This is a genomic window from Mycobacterium scrofulaceum, from assembly GCF_002086735.1.
In the GTDB taxonomy this organism is placed as follows: Bacteria; Actinomycetota; Actinomycetes; order Mycobacteriales; family Mycobacteriaceae; genus Mycobacterium; species Mycobacterium scrofulaceum.
Window position 1 is genome coordinate 77,328 of record NZ_MVIJ01000004.1, and the last position, 16,669, is coordinate 93,996.

Sequence of the window (16,669 nt, forward strand, 5' to 3'; positions counted from 1 at the left end):
TCAGATCACCGGCTCCCGGATGCACTCGACCCAGGCGGCGCCGCTGTCCGGCACCCGCGGCTGCTTCCACGCCTCGATCGGGAACGACACCATGACCAGTGACTGCATGATGTGCATGAGAGCCCTTGCGTCATCGGGAAGATCGTCGAGTGGGTATTTGTCACAGTAGGCGATCACGTCGTTGAGGCGGGGAAAGGCCACGTCGTAGAAGGCCTGCATCTCGGCCATCGTCGAGGACAGCCGCTTGGCGTAGCGCTCGGGCTCGGTCGCCAGGTTCCAATCCAAATAGGGCTCCAGGTCCGCGAATTCAGACGGTAATTTTGCCATTGCCCTGGTACTCCTTCGCCCAATTAGCTACAAAGTCGCCGGTCGTCTTGTGCAGATGGCGGATCAAGACTTCCTGGTCGCACAGCAGGAACTCCTTGACGGCCCGCGTGCCGATCATGGTCTGGGTCGCTTCCAGCGTGTTGGCATCCTGCAGCGCGTACTCCTTGAATGTCACGGCGGCCAGCTCCTGGGCCAGGCGCTCCCGCGCATTGCGCGGCGGGACGAAATACAGCGTGCACTCGAAGACGTGCTTGTCCACCGCCGTGGGCCAGTAGTGGTAGGTCAGGAACCAGCCCGGCTCCCAGATCAGCAGCATGAAGTTCGGGTAGAAGAGCCACGAGTCGATGCCCCACTGCGGCACCCGCTTCACGTTGACACCCGGTGGCAGCTCCAGCTTCTCGATGACCTCCGGCTTGTCCCAGGGACCGAACAAACCGCTGCGCAACACCTGGTCCATCGGCTTGACCATGGACATGTCCGGCGGCGGCGCCTGACCACCCCAGGTCGACTGCAGGCTGTGCGGGCCGGCCAACTCGTAGTGCAGCGCCTCATAACCGAACTTCTGGATCTTGGCGGCTTCCTCCTTGGTGTACTGCCCCTGGTGCAGGATCGGCGCGTGGTAGAACTCGACGAACGCGTCGATGAACAGCTTCCAGTTGCTGCCGACCTCGGCGCGGTAAGAGTAGGTCTCCGTCATCTCCCCGAAGGGGTAGCCCTCGATGCTCTTGGCCAGCGGCCCGAGGTAGTCGGTCAGCGGCGCCGCATTGTGGTCGAAGTTGATGAAGATGAAGCCTTCCCACACCTCGCATCGGACCGGCGCCAGGCCGAAGTTGTCCTTGTCGAGGTCGAAGAACTCCTCTTCCTGTTGGACGAAGGTGAGGTCACCGTCGAGGCTGTAGCGCCAGGCGTGGTACTTGCAGGTGAACTGGCGGCAGGTGCCGGAGGTCTCCTCGTTGGGAAAGTCGTTCCACACCAACTTGTTTCCGCGGTGGCGGCAGACGTTGTGAAACGCCTTGACCGAGCCGTCCTTAGTCTTGACGATGATCACCGACGTGCCCTTGCCGGCCGACGGCAGTTCCCTGGTGAAGTAGCTGCCGGCGCGGGGCAGTCGCTCGACCCGGCCGACGTTGAGCCAGGTCTTCCGGAAGATCGCTTCGCGCTCGGCCTCGAAGAACGCCGGGTCGATCGAGTCGGTGTAGTCGACAGGCGCCGTGCCGAGTTCGGGGTAGTTCTGTGTCCAGCTGCCTGCAGCCGGCTTGGGGAAGTGGGGCACCTTTCTACCTCTCTTAGTGGTTGCGATCGGCGTTCTCGGGCTGTACGCCAAAAGTGTTGAAGGCCATGGCCAGAGTGGCGTAGCAGCCGACCGTGAAGACGAAATCCATCCGCTGTCGGTCATCGAGGCGCCCGCCGAGTGCGGCCCAGGTCTCGTCGGACAGTCGCGATTTGTCGTCGAGTTCGTCGACGGCGGTGATCACTGCGCGATCGAACTCGTCGACGTGGCCGGCGTCCTCGCGGGCATCACCACGTACGGCGGCGATCTGGTCTTCCGTGATTCCCTCGGCCTTGGCCATGCTGACGTGGTGAAACCACTCGTAGGCGCATTCTCGACGATGCGCCACCCGCAGGATGGCCAGTTCGCGGACGCGCGCCGGCAGGGTGGACGAGGTCAAGAGGTGAACGTTGAACCGCAGAAATGCCTTGGCCAGCGCCGGGTGGTGGGCCAGGGTGCTGAGCGCGTTGTTGGCGGCCGGGTCACGCATTGCCGAGAGCGCCTTGTGGGTCGCTTCGTCCCACTGGTCGGCCGGCAGCGGCGGCAACCGCATCCGTGCTCTCCTCTCGCCATCCTCCCGGCTACCTCTCGGCCACGGAGAATCGTATTCTCATTTCTAACCAATAGAGTTGCACGAATCGCCCGGCCGGTCAATGCCGGCGGGCGGTGGCGCGCACGGTCGGGGCGCCGCGCGCGCACCCGACCACCGAAACGGCCGCCTTGCAGCGAAGACGTCGACGGCCGCGCCCGGCCCGTCCGCAACGACGTCGGCTACCCGGACGGATCAGCGCTCCGGGGTAGCCAACCAATCGGTTCGTTCCGTCCCCGGTCAGGCGATCAAGGCCGGTCGCCGCCTCCGCTGGATGTTGATTCTCGCATGGCGAGAAGATAGTTTTCATTTTAGTGATCTTGGCACGGGACAGCGATTCGCCGAGGCTGCGTGGGAGCGGAATCGAATAGACGGACCCGATGGAAGGGCAACGGCCATGAACAAAGAAGACATGATCCTGATCAGCGTCGACGACCACACCGTCGAGCCGCCGGATATGTTCAAGAACCACTTGCCGAAGAAGTACCAGGACGACGCGCCGCGGCTGGTGCACAACGCCGACGGTTCGGACATGTGGAAGTTCCGAGACACGGTCATCCCCAACGTCGCGCTCAACGCGGTCGCCGGCCGGCCGAAGGAGGAGTACGGCATCGAGCCGACGGGGCTCGACGAGATCCGGCCGGGTTGCTACAACGTCGACGAGCGCGTCAAGGACATGAACGCCGGCGGCATCCTGGCCTCGATCTGCTTCCCGTCCTTCCCGGGCTTCGCCGGGCGGCTGTTCGCCACCGACGACAACGACTTCTCGATCGCCCTGGTGCAGGCCTACAACGACTGGCACATCGACGAGTGGTGCGGCGCCTACCCCGCGCGGTTCATCCCGATGGCGATCCCGGTGATCTGGGACGCCGAGGCGTGCGCCGCCGAGGTGCGCCGAGTGTCGAAGAAGGGCGTGCACGCGCTGACCTTCACCGAAAACCCCGCGGCGATGGGCTATCCCAGCTTCCACGACGCGTACTGGAACCCGCTGTGGGAGGCGTTGGTGGACACCGACACCGTGATGAACGTGCACATCGGTTCCTCGGGCCGGTTGGCCATCACCGCGCCGGACGCGCCGATGGACGTGATGATCACGCTGCAGCCGATGAACATCGTGCAGGCCGCCGCGGACCTGTTGTGGTCGCGGCCGATCAAGGAGTATCCGGACCTCAAGATCGCCCTGTCCGAGGGCGGAACCGGCTGGATTCCCTACTTCCTGGAGCGCGCCGACCGGACCTACGAGATGCACTCGGCCTGGACGCACCAGAACTTCAACGGCAAGCTGCCCAGCGAGGTGTTCCGCGACCACTTCCTGACCTGCTTCATCAGCGACAAGGTCGGAGTGGCGCTGCGGAACATGATCGGCATCGACAACATCTGCTGGGAGGCTGACTACCCGCACAGCGACTCGATGTGGCCGGGGGCGCCGGAAGAGCTGTGGGATGTGTTGTCGCTGAACAACGTTCCCGACGATGAGATCAACAAGATGACGCACGAGAACGCCATGCGCTGGTACTCGTTCGACCCGTTCACCCATATTTCGCGCGAGCAGGCGACGGTCGGCGCGCTGCGCAAGGCCGCCGAGGGGCACGACGTGTCCATCAAGGCGAAGGGCCACGACAAGGACAGCCGGGGCGGCTCGTCCTTCGCGGAATTCGCGGCAAACGCGAAGGCCCTGTCCGGCAACAAGGACTAAGGGTCCCCAGTCCCGCGAGCAGACGCAAACTCGCGTAATTCGGGCCGACGCTGCGCGAGTTTGCGTCTGCTCGCGCTGAATAAGGAGGCGCCGATGCCCGGCGAGGGCATGAACTTCGAGCTGACGGACGACCAGGAATTGATCCGCAGGTCGGTCGCCGAGTTGGCGGGGAAATTCGACGACCAATACTGGATGGAAAAGGACCAGGCGCACGAATTTCCCACCGAGTTCTACGACGCCATAGCCCGGGGCGGGTGGCTGGGCATGACGATCCCCACCGAGTACGGCGGTCACGGCCTGGGCATCACCGAAGCCACCATCCTGCTCGAGGAGGTCGCGAAATCCGGCGGCGCCATGAACGCCGCCAGCTCGATTCACCTGTCGATCTTCGGCATGCAACCCGTGGTCGTCCACGGGTCGGACGACCTCAAGGCGCGCACGCTGCCCAAGGTCGCGACCGGCGAGGTGCATGTCTGCTTCGGCGTGACCGAACCCGGTGCCGGGCTGGACACCTCGCGGATCACCACCTTCGCCAAACGCGACGGTGACCGCTACATCGTCAACGGGCGCAAGGTGTGGATCTCCAAAGCCATGGAGTCCGACAAGATCCTGCTGCTCACCCGCACCCAAAGCTATGACGAAGTCACCAAGAAGACCGACGGGATGACGCTGTTCATCACCGATCTCGACCGCAGCCGCGTCGACGTCCGCCCCATCCGCAAGATGGGACGCAACGCCGTCAGCTCCAACGAGTTGTTCATCGACAATCTCGAGGTCCCGGTCGAGGACCGAATCGGCGAGGAAGGCAAGGGCTTTCAGTACATCCTCGACGGCCTCAACCCGGAGCGGATGCTGATCGCCGCCGAGGCGCTCGGCATCGGCCGGGTGGCGCTGGACAAGGCGGTCAAATACGGCAACGAGCGTGAGGTCTTCGGCCGGCCCATCGGTATGAACCAGGGCCTGCAGTTCCCGCTCGCCGACTCGCTGGCACGCCTCGACGCCGCCGAGCTGATGTTGCGCAAGGCCACCTGGCTATACGACAACGGCAAACCCTGTGGGCGCGAGGCGAATACCGCGAAATACCTGTGCGCCGACGCGGGCTTCGCCGCCGCGGACCGGGCGTTGCAGACCCACGGCGGCATGGGTTACGCGGAGGAGTACCACATCACCCGCTACTTCCGCGAGGCCCGGCTGATGAAAATCGCGCCGGTCAGCCAGGAGATGATCCTGAACTTCCTGGGATCCAACGTGCTGAAATTGCCGAGGAGCTATTGACCGCGACCGACGGTCCCGTGCTGCTGTCGCACGACCGCGACGGAGTGCGCACGCTGACCCTCAACCGTCCGCGCCGCAAGAATGCGATCAACCCCGAATTGTGGATCGCGCTGCGCGATGCCCTGCACGCCACCGGTCGCGACCGCGGCGTGCGCGCCCTCGTGCTCACCGGCGCCGGCGGCAGCTTCTGTTCCGGGGCCGACATCTCGATCCCGGAAGACATCCACCCGAACCACAAGCTGCAGCGGCTGACCGACGTGGCGCTGGCCCTGCACGAGCTCGCGATACCGACCGTCGCCAAGGTCACCGGGGTGGCCGTGGGGGCGGGCTGGAACCTCGCGCTCGGCTGCGACTTGGTGGTCGCCACACCGGAAGCCACGTTCTGCCAGATCTTCTCCAAGCGCGGCCTGTCGATCGATCTCGGCGGATCGTGGTTGCTGCCCAAACTCGTCGGTCTGCAACAGGCCAAGCGGCTGGCGCTGCTGGCCGAGACGATCGATGCCGGAGAGGCGTACGCCCTCGACCTGGTGACGTGGGTGGTGCCGGGTGCGGAGATCGACGCCTTCGTCGACGAGCTCGCCGGCCGGCTGGCGGCCGGTCCGCCCGTCGCCCTCGCCCACACCAAGGCCCTGCTGAACGAGGGCGCCGACAGCACCATGCGCGAGGCGCTGGCCAACGAGGCCCGTGCCCAGGTGGGCAATTTCGCGACGGCCGACGCGGCCGCCGCGTATGCCGCCTTCGCGGAGCGGCGGGAGCCGTCGTTTACTGGCCGGTGGGCGTTGTCGAAATCCAGGGAAGCGGAGTAGGGATATGCGGGAAACAGTCATCGTCGAAGCCGTGCGCACCGCCGTGGGCAAGCGCAACGGCGGCCTGTCCGGGATGCACGCGGCCGACCTGTCCGCCGTCGTCCTCAACGAACTGTTGCAGCGCGCCGGAGTGGGCCCGGAGATCGTCGACGACGTGATCTGGGGCTGCGTGTCCCAGGTCGGTGACCAGTCCAGCAACATCGGCCGCTACGCGGTGCTGGCCGCCGGCTGGCCGGAGACGATCCCGGGGACCACCGTCAACCGCGCGTGCGGTTCGAGCCAGCAGGCGCTCGACTTCGCGGTGCAGGCGGTGATGTCCGGCCAGCAGGACGTCGTCGTCGCCGGCGGCGTCGAGGTGATGAGCCGCGTTCCGCTCGGTTCGGCGCGGGCGACCGGCATGCCGTACGGACCGAAGGTCCTGGCCCGGTATGACGACTTCTCGTTCAACCAGGGGCTGTCGGCGGAGATGATCGCCAAGAAATGGGGATTCTCGCGGACCCGGCTCGACGAGTACTCCGCCCAGTCCCACGCACGGGCCGCCGCGGCGCAGGATGGCGGCGCGTTCGCCGGCCAGATCGTGCCGGTCTTCACCGACGACGGCACCGTCGTCGCCGTCGACGAGGGCATCCGGCGGGGGACCACGGTCGAGAAGCTGAGCGGACTCAAGCCGGCCTTCACCGATGACGGGGTGATCCACGCGGGCAACTCCTCGCAGATCTCCGACGGCGCGGCCGCGCTGCTGGTGACGACGGCCGAAATGGCGGTCGAGTTGGGGCTGACCCCGCTGGTGCGCTACCTGGCGGGCGCGGTGACCGGGGCGGATCCGGTGCTGATGCTCACCGGGCCGATCCCCGCCACGGAGAAGGTGTTGAAGAAGGCCGGCGTGGCACTGGCCGAGGTGGGCGCGTTCGAAGTGAACGAGGCCTTCGCGCCGGTGCCGCTGGCGTGGATCGCCGAGACCGGGGCGGACCCGGGGCGGGTCAACCCGCTCGGCGGCGCGATCGCGCTGGGGCACCCGCTGGGCGCGTCCGGCGCGGTGTTGATGACACGGATGGCGAACCACATGCGTGACAACGGGATTCGCTACGGGCTGCAGACCATGTGCGAGGGCGGCGGCACCGCCAACGCCACCCTGGTCGAGCTCGTGCGCTGAGGCGCGCCCACCCCGCAAGCCGAAAAGCCACACCCCGCGTGACCCTTGTCACAGCGGCGGAAACTAACCTACTGTGTGTTCACTAGGTTGGTTCAGCCCGCTAATCGGCCGAAGGAGTCCGGTGCCCGACGCACGGCGATACGACACGCTGCTCGCCAAAGGCGAGGACCGCAAGCAGCGGATCCTCGACGTCGCGCAACGGCTGCTCACGCGCAACGGCTGGCGCAGCACCACCCTCGCCCAGATCGCCGGCGAGGCCGGGGTCACCCCCGCGGGGCTGCTGCATCATTTCGAGTCGAAAGAACAGCTGCTGCACGCGGTCCTCGACGCCCGCGACCTCGACGACGACCTCCACGCCGACCGGACGGGCGATCTGTTCGACCAGATCGCTCAGGTCGCCGACCGGTTCAGCCGGGCGCCCGAACTCGTCGGCACGTTCACGGTGTTGCTCGTCGAAAACATCCTTCCCGACGCCCCGCTGCACGACCGGATGCTGGCGCGGCACCGCGCCGCCACCGACATCGTCGCCGACCTCATCCGCCGCGGTCAGGCGGATGGCCGGTACCGCTCGGACATCGACCCCGCCGTCAAGGCAGTGGAAATTCTCGCCTTCGTCCACGGAATGGAAACCACATGGTTGCTCGATCCATCGATACCGCTAACCGAGGCGTTCAAGCAGTACGCCGAAGCACTGGCGCGGGACTTCGCCCCGTAGAAGGGGCGCGGGAGGACATGAGATACCGGCTCGACGTGGTCGCCGCCACCGTCCACGACGTGGTGCGGTTCGCCGGCGGTTGGCTCTTCGACCGGGCGATGGCGGGGTGGGACGTCACCGTGCTCCTGATGGACCTGGCCGACCATCCCGACGATCGGCCGCTGCAGATCCTCGGCGCCCGCGTGGTCGACCTCGAAGACGCCCTGGCGTCGGTGCAATCGCGCCCCCGGCCCCAGGCCCTCGCCGCCGCGGCGGACCTGTTCGGGTGCGACGCCCGGGTGCGGCGAGGAGTGCTGCGGGCCCTCGACCACGGCGTCACCGAGGTGACGCTGTGGGGGGAGAACTGGCCCGCCGAGCTGCACGACAGCGTCGGCGTGGTGCAGCACCGGCTGAGCATGGCCGCCCACACGTTCAAAGCCCACGCCCTGGCGGCCGCCGCCCTCCCGCACGGCGCGATCGGTCACGTCGAGACCTTCCGTAGCGGGCTGCTGGCATGGCCGTCGGTCGCCGCCGACCTGATTCCCGCCGGCTGAGGCCGCGGATCGGCGTCTTCGAGGACGCCGCCCCTCGTTGACGACCACCTTGCCGTATGGAAATGTAATACTCATCTGCGAGAGGCGCGTTCTCGCTAGCCGAGATTCAAGGAGCAGGAGATGGCGAGCGAATTCTCCGAGTTGGACTTCTTCCGCGGCAGCGAGCTGATCGAAGACCCGTATCCCTACTACGAGGCGCTGCGCCGGCAGTGCCCCGTCACGCGCGAGGGCCATCACGGCGTCACGATGATCACCGGCTGGGACGAGGCCTGCGCGGTGCTCAACGACGCCGAGACGTGGTCCTCGTGCGTCTCGGTGACCGGTCCGTTCCCCGGCTTTCCGGTGCCGCTGGAAGGTGACGACGTCACCGACTTGATCGAGAAGCACCGCGACGAATTGCCGTTCAGCGACCAGCTGCCCACGCTCGACCCGCCGACCCACACCAACCACCGCTCGCTGCTGATGCGGCTCATCACCCCCAAGCGCCTCAAGGAGAACGAGGACGCGATGTGGTCGCTCGCCGACCAGGCGCTCGACACCTTCCTCGCGCCCGGCCGCGGCGAGTTCATCAAGGGCTTCGCCGGCCCGTTCACCCTGCTGGTGATCGCCGACCTGCTCGGCGTACCGGAGGAAGATCGCGACAAGTTCGTCGAGGGCATCCGCGACCACTCGGGTGGCGGCGTCGGCGGCACCAAGGGCTCGCTGGCGCACAGCCCGCTGGAGTTCCTCTACGGTCTGTTCTCCGACTACGTCTCCGACCGCCGCCGTGGGCCGCGCGACGACGTGCTCACCGGCCTGGCCACCGCCACCTATCCGGACGGCTCGATTCCCGACGTCGAGGACGTGGCCCGCGTCGCCAGCAACGTCTTCTCGGCGGGCCAGGAGACGACGGTGCGGCTGCTGGGCGCGGCCCTGCAGACGCTCGGGGAGCGGCCCGACATCCAGGCGCAGCTGCGCAAGGACCGCAGCCTGATTCCCAACTTCATCGAGGAGTCGTTGCGCCACGAGAGCCCGGTGAAGGGTGACTTCCGGCTGAATCGGGTGCCCGCCAACGTCGGTGGGGTGGACCTGCCCGCTGGCACCACTGTGATGGTCGTGCAGGCCGCCGCGAACCGCGACCCCCGCCGGTTCGAGGACCCCACCACCTTCGACCCCGCCCGCAAGAACGCCCGCCAGCACATCTCGTTCGGGCGCGGCATCCACAGCTGCCCGGGCGCGCCGCTGGCGCGCGCCGAAACGCGGGTGGCGATCGAACGCCTGCTCGACCGGACGTCCGACATCAGGATCGACGAGCGCGCGCACGGCCCGGCGAACGACCGCCGCTACCAGTACGTTCCGACCTACATCCTGCGCGGCCTGACGGAGCTGCACCTGGAGTTCACGCCGGCATGAAGGTGACAGTCGACGACCAGCGCTGCCGCGGCCACGGTGTCTGCACCACCTTGTGCCCGGAGGTGTTCAGCCTCACCGACGACGGTTATGCGGAGGCGATAACCTCCGACGTGCCAACGGAATTCGAGGCCGCCACCCGGGAGGCCATCGAGTGCTGTCCCGAGCAGGCCATCAGCAAAATCTGATCCAGTTAAGGAGATTCAGTGGCGAAAGGGTACGTCATCCTCACCGAGGCCATCAAGGACCCGGAGGGCATGAAAGCCTATGCGCGGGCCGCCGGTTCGGCGATGGCCGGCGCAACCATTCTCGCGGTGGACACCGCTCCCAAGGTGATCGAGGGCAGCTGGCACGGCGACCAGACCGTCGTGCTGGAATTCGAATCGGTGGACGCGGCCCGGGCGTGGTACGAGTCCGAGGGGTATCAGAAGGCGGCGAAACTCCGCCAGGCGGCGGCCGACTGCAACGCCGTCATTCTCGCGGGATTCTGATCGTTACTCGCCCACGATCGAGATGGCCTGCCGGGGGCACTGACGTACGGCCTCGCGCACGTCGTGCTCGTTCTCCGGGGTGACCTCTTCTTGGAGCACCGTCAACATGTCGTCGTCGCCCAGGAGGAAGATCTCCGGGTTGATGCCCATGCAGACGCCGTTGCTCTCGCACAGGCCCCAGTCGACTTCGATTTTCTTGGTCACGGCGACCCCTACCGAAGCACCTTGACGGGCACGTTCTTCCAGCCCGCGACGTTTTGCATGTTCACCCGACTGCACCCGTCCCAGTCCACCTCGTAGCGGGGCATGAAGTCGAGGAGCCGCTCCAGCGCGATCCGGCTTTCCAGGCGGGCCAGCGCGGCGCCCAGGCAGCTGTGAATTCCGTACCCGAGCCCGAGGTGCTGCGCCTCGGTCTGGTCGCGCTCGATGTCGAAGGTGTCGGCGTCGGTGAAGGCCTCCGGATCGCGGTTCGCCGCGGCCCCGCACAGAAACACCGGTTTGCCGGGGGGAATCACCCCGCCGCTGACGTGTGCCTCCTTCAGGGTGTAGCGGACGTTGTACTGCACCGGCCCCTCGTAGCGCAGCAGCTCTTCCACCGCCCCGGGGATCTTGTCGCGGTCGTCCTGCAGCCTCTGCCACTGGTCGGGGTGGCGGGCGAAGATCACCGCCGCGTTGCCCATCAGCTTCGTGACCGTCTCGGCGCCAGCGCCACCCAAAAGCGTTGCGAAACCACAGATCTCGATGTCGTCGAGCTTGCGCAGCTGGCCGTCTTCGCCGGGGATCTCGGCCGCGATCAACCGGCTGATCATATCGTCCTGCGGTTCCACGCGCCGCTCCTGGACGAGGCCGAAGTAGTACATCGCGGTGTCGATGTTGGCCTGCATGCCGGCTTCGCTGATCTCGATCTGACCCGGCTCGTGGGACAGGCTGGTGTCGATCCAGTGGCGCACCTGCTGGCGGTATTCCTCGGGCACCCCGGCCATCCGGGTGATGACTTCCACCGGGAACGGCCCGGAGAAGTCCTGGACCACGTCGAAGTTTTCGGGGTCGGCGGCACCGAGGTATTTGTCGATCACCTCGACGATGGTCTCGCGCTGCGATTGGATCGCGCGCGGGGTGAACGCCTTGTTGAGCAGGCTGCGCATGTGGCGGTGCTCCGGCGGGTCCATGAAGATGATGGACTTCTGCTCGGGCGACACCCCGCGGCGCACCATCGCCAGGTCGCAACCGCGCGCCGAGGAATACGTCTCGAAATCCTTGAACGCGGCCGCGACGTCTTCGTGGCGGGTCAGCGCGTAGAAGTCTTCCTTCTCGTCGTAATACAGCGGCGATTCCTCGCGCATCCGCCGGTAGATGTCGAACGGATTGTTGAAGTAGTCCTCGGAATACGGATCGAAGACGACCTTCGGTTTTGTCACTGAATCCTCCTCAGCGGCGAGGGCGGGCTGAAACCGTTACAGCCGAGTCGTTGACTGTAACGGTAACGGTAATACTTTCGTGACGAACCGGAAAGACCGAAACGCCGACATCTCACCGTGGGTGACCCATCAAGGTCAGCGCGGCGTCGGCCGCTTCCAGCACGGCGCCACCGCCGACCCCGGCCCGGTCGGCCAGGTCGACCAGCAGGCGGACGTCCTTTTGCAGCAGCGATCCGGCCACGCCGGCGAGCCGGTCCAATCCGCCGATGCCGCCAAGGGCGTTGAGTGCGAAACTGTTCCCGCTGCTGCGCGAGACGACTTCGTTGAGACGGTCGAGGTCGATGCCGAGCGCGCCGGCAAGCGACAGCGCGGAGGCCGCGGTCCCCAGGTGGGCGGTGAAGAGCAGGTTGTTGAGCAGCTTGGTGGTTTGACCGGATCCCAGCTCACCGAGGTGCACGACCGGGTCGGCATAGGTGGCGAAGACGGGGCGGCAACGCTCGACGACGTCGGCGTCGCCGCCGACCATCACCAGCAGGCGCCCCTCGGAGGCCGCCGGTCCACCGCCGCTCACCGGCGCGTCGACGACCGAAATACCCTTGGCGGCGGCCTTCTTCGCGAGTTCCCGGCAGGTGTTGGGGTGCACGGTGCTGTGCACCGCGATCACTCCGCCCGGCTTCATCGCCGCCAACAGCCCGCCGGCGATCTGGTCGACGTCGGCGTCGCCCACGACGCACAGGCAGACCAGGTCACTGGCGGCGGCGAGCGCGGCCGGGGACTCGGCGATCGCCGCCGCGGTGCCGGCGAACGGCTCGAGGGTCGCGGGTCTGCGCGCCCACAGCGTCGTCTGGTAGCCGCCGTCGACGATCCGGCGGGCCATGGGGCCGCCCTGGCTGCCCAGACCGATGAATCCGACCCTCATCCCGCCTCCAGGTCGCCCTCGGTGTCGACGGGTTTCGCGCGGGCGGCCAGGCAGTCGTCGGCGAACGCGAATACCCTCGCGTGGTAGGCGGCCGCGGTGTGACCGAGGCTCATGTTGTGTCCCGCGTCGGGCTGGCGGTGCACGGTGAACGACGGCGAACCGGAGAACAGCTTTTCGATCTCCTCCATCGCGGAACCGTCGTTCTGCCAAACCTTTTCGTGCTCGGCAATGCTGAATTGCACCGGGACGCGCACGGCGGGGGCGAGCGCTGGAAAGTCCTGGCGGGCCCAGTTGGACACCATTTGGTCCTCGTAGGACGGTGCGGTCGGCGAGACGGTGGCGCCGGTGAGCACCTCGGGCGGATACAGACGTTCCGGATGCCAGAGCAGCTCACGCAGGCCGGCAGGCCGGCGTTCGCGCGTCGCCGTCTTCAGGATCTCCCGGGCCGCAGCGTGATAGTGCCGGCCGGTGCCGGCCAGTTCGATGCCCAGCAGGTCGGCTCCACGCTGGTCGGCGCCCATCCGCAGCACGAGCTCGCACCCGCCGGAATGGCCCATCAGGAACAGTCCCGCGCCGCGCGGTCGGTCCCCGAGGATGCGATCCACCGCCCCGTAGGCGAGGTCGACCCGCTGCTCGGGCCGGGCCATCGCCTCCGGGTAGGGCGCGGAGCTGCCGTAGCCGGGGCGGTCGAGCGCCACCACGGTGAATCCGGCCGCCGCGCCGGTCCGCAGCAGGGACAGCGACGGGTGGCCGGGGCAATCGAAATAGATTGCGGTGGTGCCTCCGCCGTGAACGGCGACGATCACGGCCTTGGGGTCGGGGGCCTCGGCGACCAGTGCCGAGATCGGCACGCCGTCGACGATCACCAGCCGGGGCCGGGGCGCGGCTTGGCTCATGTGTCCGTCCGCAGCAGCAGCACACCGCTGGGCGTGAGGCCGCCGCTGCTGACCACGCCGACCCGGGCGTCGGCGACCTGGCGGTCACCGGCCTCCCCGCGGAGCTGGGTGACGGCCTCGTGGACGAGGCCCATGCCGTGGGTGCGCCCGTGCGAAAGCTGGCCGCCGTGCGTGTTGAGCGGCAGCTGGCCGTCGCGGGCGATGTTCTTGCCGCCGTCGAGGAAGTCTTTGGCCTCCCCGATTCCGCAGAATCCCAGCGCCTCGATCCAGGACAGGCAGTTCATGGTGAAGCCGTCGTAGAGCTCGGCGATATCGACGTCGGCCGGCCGCAGCGAGGTGCGGGTCCACACGTGTGCGGCCTGGCCCAGTACCTGCGGCTCATGGGTCAAAGTGCTTTGGTCCCAATCGATTCGCTCGATGATCTGCGTGCCCACCGCCTCCACCAGCACGGGCGGTTTGGCGAGGTCACGCGCGGCGTCGACGGCCGAGACGATCACCGCGATGGCGCCGTCGCACGGCACGTCGCAGTCGTAGAGACCGAAGGGCGTGGTGATGGGCCGCGCGTTCAGGTAGTCGTCCATCGTCATCGGCGACCGGTAGACGGCGGTCGGATTGAGCTCCGCGTTGGCCCGCTGGTTCAACGCGATCCAGCCCAGCGTCTCCTTCGTGGTGCCGTATCGGTGAAAGTGCCGCTGCGCGTTCATCGCCAAGGTGTGTGCCGCGGATGTTGCGCCAAATGGCATCTGCCAGCCGGACATCCGGCCCATCGACGGGATGATCTTGCCCTGCTTCATCAGTTCGCCGTTGGTGGCCTCCCACAGCGTGCGGAAGCAAAGCACGTGGCGGGCGAGGCCGCAGGCGACCGCCTGCATGGCGGCGATCAGCGATCCGCCCGGACCGAACGTTTCCATGGCGCCGTTGTGCCATGTCGGCCGGATGCCGAGTGCCGCCTCGAGAGCGGTGACGCCGCCCTCTCCGAAGCCGCCGACATTTATCGCGCCGGGATAGGTCGACAAGCCGTCGATGTCGGCGAACGTCAGGCCGGCATCGGCGACCGCCGCCTCACACGCCTGCACGGTCAGCGCGAGCGGCGGTTGCATCAACCGGCGACCGATGGGCGACATCCCGATGCCGCTCAGCGCGACCTTGTCCTCGAACTTGTCGGTGGTCAGCATCGGCCGGACGTAATCGCCGAAGCGCTCCGGCGCGATCTCGTCGTCCGGCAGGGCTGCCCGCTCGGTGTCCGCGGTCGGCCGAAACAGCGGCAGCCAGACGTCTTCGGCCTGCTCGAAGACGACCTCCACCTGTTGGCCGAGTTCGAGGCGATCGGGATCGGCCTCCACGATGTTGGTGGTCAGCCGAACGCGCGGGTCCTCGGCGATGGCGACCTGGGCGATCACGTAGGGCGCCGGCATGCCCGGCAGGCTGAACCGGTGATTCACGGTGAAGCCGGCCAGCGTCGCCTTGCCGGAGACCGCCCGCACACCCATATCGCGCGATCGGCAGTACCGGCACACCGGCGCCGGGGGGTGGATCAACGCGTCGCAGTTCTTACATTCCTGCAGCCGCAGCGTGCCGTCGGCGCCCGAGGTCCAGAAGAATTCGTTGTCCTGCGTGATCAGGGGCAGCGGTCGTCCCGGTGCTGCTGACACGTCACCTCCGCGAGCCGAACGGGCCCGGTGTGGCTTGGTAGGCCCGTTATACGAATCGGAGAATTACGTTATCACTCGCAGGCAGGCGCGATCGAGACGGTATTGGTCAAAGCGGCACCCAGGCGCCGCCCACATAAACACCCCACTGGTGGAAGCGGACGCTCCACATCGGAGGGGCCGATGTCCACCCCGGCTGCGGCGGGGGAGGCGGCACGTCCTGCCCGGCGAAGGACGGCGCGTACGGCGGCGGGGGTGTGTACCAGGGCGGTGGTGGCGGCGGCGGTTTGCACTCGCGCGTCGCCGGATTGAACGCCATGTTGGACTCGCACTGCGCCGAGCCGATTCCCGGCGTCGCGATCACCGCGACGGCCGTCGCCGCGAAGGCGACCGCGACGACGGCGGCCAGACGACGAACAAACCACTCCATGGTGGGCCTCCCATTGGGCCATCCTGACCTCGGCCCGTACAGCTTATTCCGTCACTACCGCCCTGACCAGGGCGAAGAACGTCCGTGGTGGCGCAACGCGGCGCCGGCGCCTGCCGTGGGGTCGCCGTCCGCCCTGGCGCTATGCTCTCGTGCGGGATATCAAGTACTTCACATTCGGAGGCCTGGTTGCTCGACGCGGAAAAGATCCTGATCACCGGCGCGACGGGCAAGATCGCGTTTCCCCTCGCACGGGCGCTGGCGGCGACGAACGAAGTATGGGGCGCCGCGCGCCTCAGAGACCCCGCGGACCGGCAACGGCTCGTCGACGCCGGCATCAAACCGGTGGCCCTGGACATCGGTGCGGGGGACTTTTTCGGCCTCCCGGGCGATTTCGGCTATGTCTTCCACGCGGCGGTGGACCCCGGCGCGGACGACTGGACCCGCTGCGTCGAAACGAACGCGCAAAGGTCCGGCGACCTGCTCCACCACTGCCGCGCCGCCAAGGGTTTCGTCTTCTGTTCAACCGGCTCGATCTACGCATACCAAGGGCGGCGGCCGTTGACCGAGGCCGATCCGCCGGGGGTACCGCTGCGCGCGAACTACAGCTTCGCCAAGGTCGCGGCGGAGCAGGCGTGCACCTGGGTCGCCCGGCATCATCGGATCCCGCTGACCATCATCCGGATCTGCTCGACCTATGGACCCGAGGGCGGCGCCCCCGCCGACCGGCTCGAGGCGATGCTGGCGGGCAAGCCAATCCGGCTGCATCCCGACACGCCGAACAACTACAACCCGATCTACGAAGACGACTACGTCCGACTCGGCATCCGCGCGATGGAGGTCGCCTCGGTGCCGCCGGTCGTGGTCAACTGGGCCGGTAGCGAAACGGTCAGCGCCGAGGATTACTGCGGCTTCATGGGCCGGTTGATCGGAGTGGACCCGATCTTCGAGTACGCGCCCGACGCACACACCCCGCTATGGCCGGATGTCACCCGCATGCACGAGGTGCTGGGACGCACGAAAGTGCCCTGGCGCGAGGGATTTCGGCGCATGATCGCGGCCCGGCACCCCGAAATTGCGCTGTCCGAACGCGATTCGGCGAGATGAGGAGGCTCC

19 protein-coding genes are annotated in these 16,669 nt (G+C 67.3%); 10 read left to right on the top strand and 9 right to left on the bottom strand.

Features of this window, described 5'->3' with window-relative positions; genetic code table 11:
* The 3 genes from BST44_RS04625 to BST44_RS04635 are packed head-to-tail and all read right to left on the bottom strand — an operon-like array spanning position 1 to position 2,150.
* Positions 1 to 327, bottom strand: a complete 327-nt coding sequence (locus tag BST44_RS04625; protein WP_083175277.1) for a hypothetical protein — start codon at positions 325 to 327, stop codon at positions 1 to 3.
* On the bottom strand, positions 308 to 1,600 hold the full coding sequence (locus BST44_RS04630; RefSeq protein WP_083175278.1) for an aromatic ring-hydroxylating oxygenase subunit alpha: 1,293 nt from the start codon (positions 1,598 to 1,600) through the stop codon (positions 308 to 310). Before BST44_RS04630 ends, BST44_RS04625 begins: the two co-directional genes overlap by 20 nt.
* Positions 1,601 to 1,613: 13 nt before the next feature.
* Positions 1,614 to 2,150: a carboxymuconolactone decarboxylase family protein gene (locus BST44_RS04635; RefSeq protein ID WP_083175280.1), complete on the bottom strand. Its 537-nt coding sequence runs from the start codon at positions 2,148 to 2,150 to the stop codon at positions 1,614 to 1,616.
* Between the two features lie 433 nt (positions 2,151 to 2,583).
* On the opposite strand from BST44_RS04635, the gene BST44_RS04640 reads away from it, so the two are divergent.
* The 9 genes from BST44_RS04640 to BST44_RS04680 all read left to right on the top strand — a co-directional run bounded on the left by BST44_RS04640 (position 2,584) and on the right by BST44_RS04680 (position 10,244).
* Entirely contained in the window at positions 2,584 to 3,882 is a 1,299-nt protein-coding gene (locus BST44_RS04640) for an amidohydrolase family protein (RefSeq protein ID WP_083175282.1), read from the top strand.
* Positions 3,883 to 3,990: 108 nt separating this feature from the next.
* Entirely contained in the window at positions 3,991 to 5,157 is a 1,167-nt protein-coding gene (locus tag BST44_RS04645) for an acyl-CoA dehydrogenase family protein (RefSeq protein WP_083175410.1), read from the top strand.
* Complete coding sequence (locus BST44_RS04650) at positions 5,154 to 5,963, top strand: enoyl-CoA hydratase/isomerase family protein (RefSeq protein WP_083175283.1); 810 nt, start codon at positions 5,154 to 5,156, stop codon at positions 5,961 to 5,963. Before BST44_RS04645 ends, BST44_RS04650 begins: the two co-directional genes overlap by 4 nt.
* 4 nt (positions 5,964 to 5,967) lie before the next feature.
* Positions 5,968 to 7,116, top strand: coding sequence for a thiolase family protein (locus BST44_RS04655; protein WP_083175285.1), 1,149 nt, complete (start codon positions 5,968 to 5,970; stop codon positions 7,114 to 7,116).
* Between the two features lie 121 nt (positions 7,117 to 7,237).
* Positions 7,238 to 7,831 (top strand): TetR/AcrR family transcriptional regulator, encoded by a 594-nt coding sequence (locus BST44_RS04660; RefSeq protein WP_083175286.1) that lies wholly within the window; start codon positions 7,238 to 7,240, stop codon positions 7,829 to 7,831.
* Positions 7,832 to 7,848: 17 nt separating this feature from the next.
* Positions 7,849 to 8,364 carry a hypothetical protein gene (locus tag BST44_RS04665; RefSeq protein WP_083175288.1) on the top strand — a complete coding sequence of 172 codons (516 nt, stop codon included), beginning with the start codon at positions 7,849 to 7,851 and terminating at the stop codon, positions 8,362 to 8,364.
* Between the two features lie 120 nt (positions 8,365 to 8,484).
* Positions 8,485 to 9,756 carry a cytochrome P450 gene (locus tag BST44_RS04670; protein WP_083175289.1) on the top strand — a complete coding sequence of 424 codons (1,272 nt, stop codon included), beginning with the start codon at positions 8,485 to 8,487 and terminating at the stop codon, positions 9,754 to 9,756.
* The gene (locus BST44_RS04675) at positions 9,753 to 9,941 is read left to right on the top strand and encodes a ferredoxin (RefSeq protein ID WP_083175291.1); all 189 of its coding nucleotides are present in this window, start codon (positions 9,753 to 9,755) and stop codon (positions 9,939 to 9,941) included. Before BST44_RS04670 ends, BST44_RS04675 begins: the two co-directional genes overlap by 4 nt.
* 69 nt (positions 9,942 to 10,010) lie before the next feature.
* Complete coding sequence (locus tag BST44_RS04680) at positions 10,011 to 10,244, top strand: DUF1330 domain-containing protein (protein WP_244184728.1); 234 nt, start codon at positions 10,011 to 10,013, stop codon at positions 10,242 to 10,244.
* A 3-nt stretch (positions 10,245 to 10,247) separates the two neighbouring features.
* On the opposite strand, the gene BST44_RS04685 is transcribed toward BST44_RS04680, so the two are convergent.
* The 6 genes from BST44_RS04685 to BST44_RS04710 form a co-directional block, all read right to left on the bottom strand.
* Positions 10,248 to 10,448 (bottom strand): ferredoxin, encoded by a 201-nt coding sequence (locus tag BST44_RS04685; RefSeq protein ID WP_007168596.1) that lies wholly within the window; start codon positions 10,446 to 10,448, stop codon positions 10,248 to 10,250.
* Between the two features lie 8 nt (positions 10,449 to 10,456).
* Positions 10,457 to 11,662 (bottom strand): cytochrome P450, encoded by a 1,206-nt coding sequence (locus BST44_RS04690; protein ID WP_083175294.1) that lies wholly within the window; start codon positions 11,660 to 11,662, stop codon positions 10,457 to 10,459.
* A 112-nt stretch (positions 11,663 to 11,774) separates the two neighbouring features.
* A complete protein-coding gene (locus tag BST44_RS04695) occupies positions 11,775 to 12,581 on the bottom strand; it encodes an NAD(P)-dependent oxidoreductase (RefSeq protein ID WP_083175295.1) in 807 nt (268 codons plus the stop codon).
* Positions 12,578 to 13,477, bottom strand: coding sequence for an alpha/beta hydrolase (locus tag BST44_RS04700; RefSeq protein WP_083175297.1), 900 nt, complete (start codon positions 13,475 to 13,477; stop codon positions 12,578 to 12,580). The genes BST44_RS04695 and BST44_RS04700 overlap by 4 nt, the downstream gene beginning before the upstream one ends.
* A complete protein-coding gene (locus tag BST44_RS04705; RefSeq protein WP_083175298.1) occupies positions 13,474 to 15,129 on the bottom strand; it encodes a thiolase C-terminal domain-containing protein in 1,656 nt (551 codons plus the stop codon). Before BST44_RS04705 ends, BST44_RS04700 begins: the two co-directional genes overlap by 4 nt.
* 106 nt (positions 15,130 to 15,235) lie before the next feature.
* Entirely contained in the window at positions 15,236 to 15,556 is a 321-nt protein-coding gene (locus BST44_RS04710; protein ID WP_083175300.1) for a hypothetical protein, read from the bottom strand.
* Between the two features lie 186 nt (positions 15,557 to 15,742).
* Between BST44_RS04710 and BST44_RS04715 the strand changes: the two genes are divergently transcribed.
* On the top strand, positions 15,743 to 16,660 hold the full coding sequence (locus BST44_RS04715; RefSeq protein WP_083175301.1) for an NAD-dependent epimerase/dehydratase family protein: 918 nt from the start codon (positions 15,743 to 15,745) through the stop codon (positions 16,658 to 16,660).
* The last annotated feature ends 9 nt before the right edge of the window (positions 16,661 to 16,669 follow it).

What these genes read in the sequence shown, in the direction of transcription:
- BST44_RS04665 (WP_083175288.1), top strand. Translation starts at nt 7,849, where the DNA reads ATGAGATACCGGCTCGACGTGGTCGCCGCCACCGTCCACGACGTGGTG.
- BST44_RS04625 (WP_083175277.1), bottom strand. Translation starts at nt 327, where the DNA reads ATGGCAAAATTACCGTCTGAATTCGCGGACCTGGAGCCCTATTTGGAT.
- BST44_RS04640 (WP_083175282.1), top strand. Translation starts at nt 2,584, where the DNA reads ATGAACAAAGAAGACATGATCCTGATCAGCGTCGACGACCACACCGTC.
- BST44_RS04670 (WP_083175289.1), top strand. Translation starts at nt 8,485, where the DNA reads ATGGCGAGCGAATTCTCCGAGTTGGACTTCTTCCGCGGCAGCGAGCTG.
- BST44_RS04700 (WP_083175297.1), bottom strand. Translation starts at nt 13,477, where the DNA reads ATGAGCCAAGCCGCGCCCCGGCCCCGGCTGGTGATCGTCGACGGCGTG.
- BST44_RS04645 (WP_083175410.1), top strand. Translation starts at nt 3,991, where the DNA reads ATGAACTTCGAGCTGACGGACGACCAGGAATTGATCCGCAGGTCGGTC.
- BST44_RS04680 (WP_244184728.1), top strand. Translation starts at nt 10,011, where the DNA reads ATGAAAGCCTATGCGCGGGCCGCCGGTTCGGCGATGGCCGGCGCAACC.
- BST44_RS04655 (WP_083175285.1), top strand. Translation starts at nt 5,968, where the DNA reads ATGCGGGAAACAGTCATCGTCGAAGCCGTGCGCACCGCCGTGGGCAAG.
- BST44_RS04695 (WP_083175295.1), bottom strand. Translation starts at nt 12,581, where the DNA reads ATGAGGGTCGGATTCATCGGTCTGGGCAGCCAGGGCGGCCCCATGGCC.
- BST44_RS04710 (WP_083175300.1), bottom strand. Translation starts at nt 15,556, where the DNA reads ATGGAGTGGTTTGTTCGTCGTCTGGCCGCCGTCGTCGCGGTCGCCTTC.
- BST44_RS04635 (WP_083175280.1), bottom strand. Translation starts at nt 2,150, where the DNA reads ATGCGGTTGCCGCCGCTGCCGGCCGACCAGTGGGACGAAGCGACCCAC.
- BST44_RS04675 (WP_083175291.1), top strand. Translation starts at nt 9,753, where the DNA reads ATGAAGGTGACAGTCGACGACCAGCGCTGCCGCGGCCACGGTGTCTGC.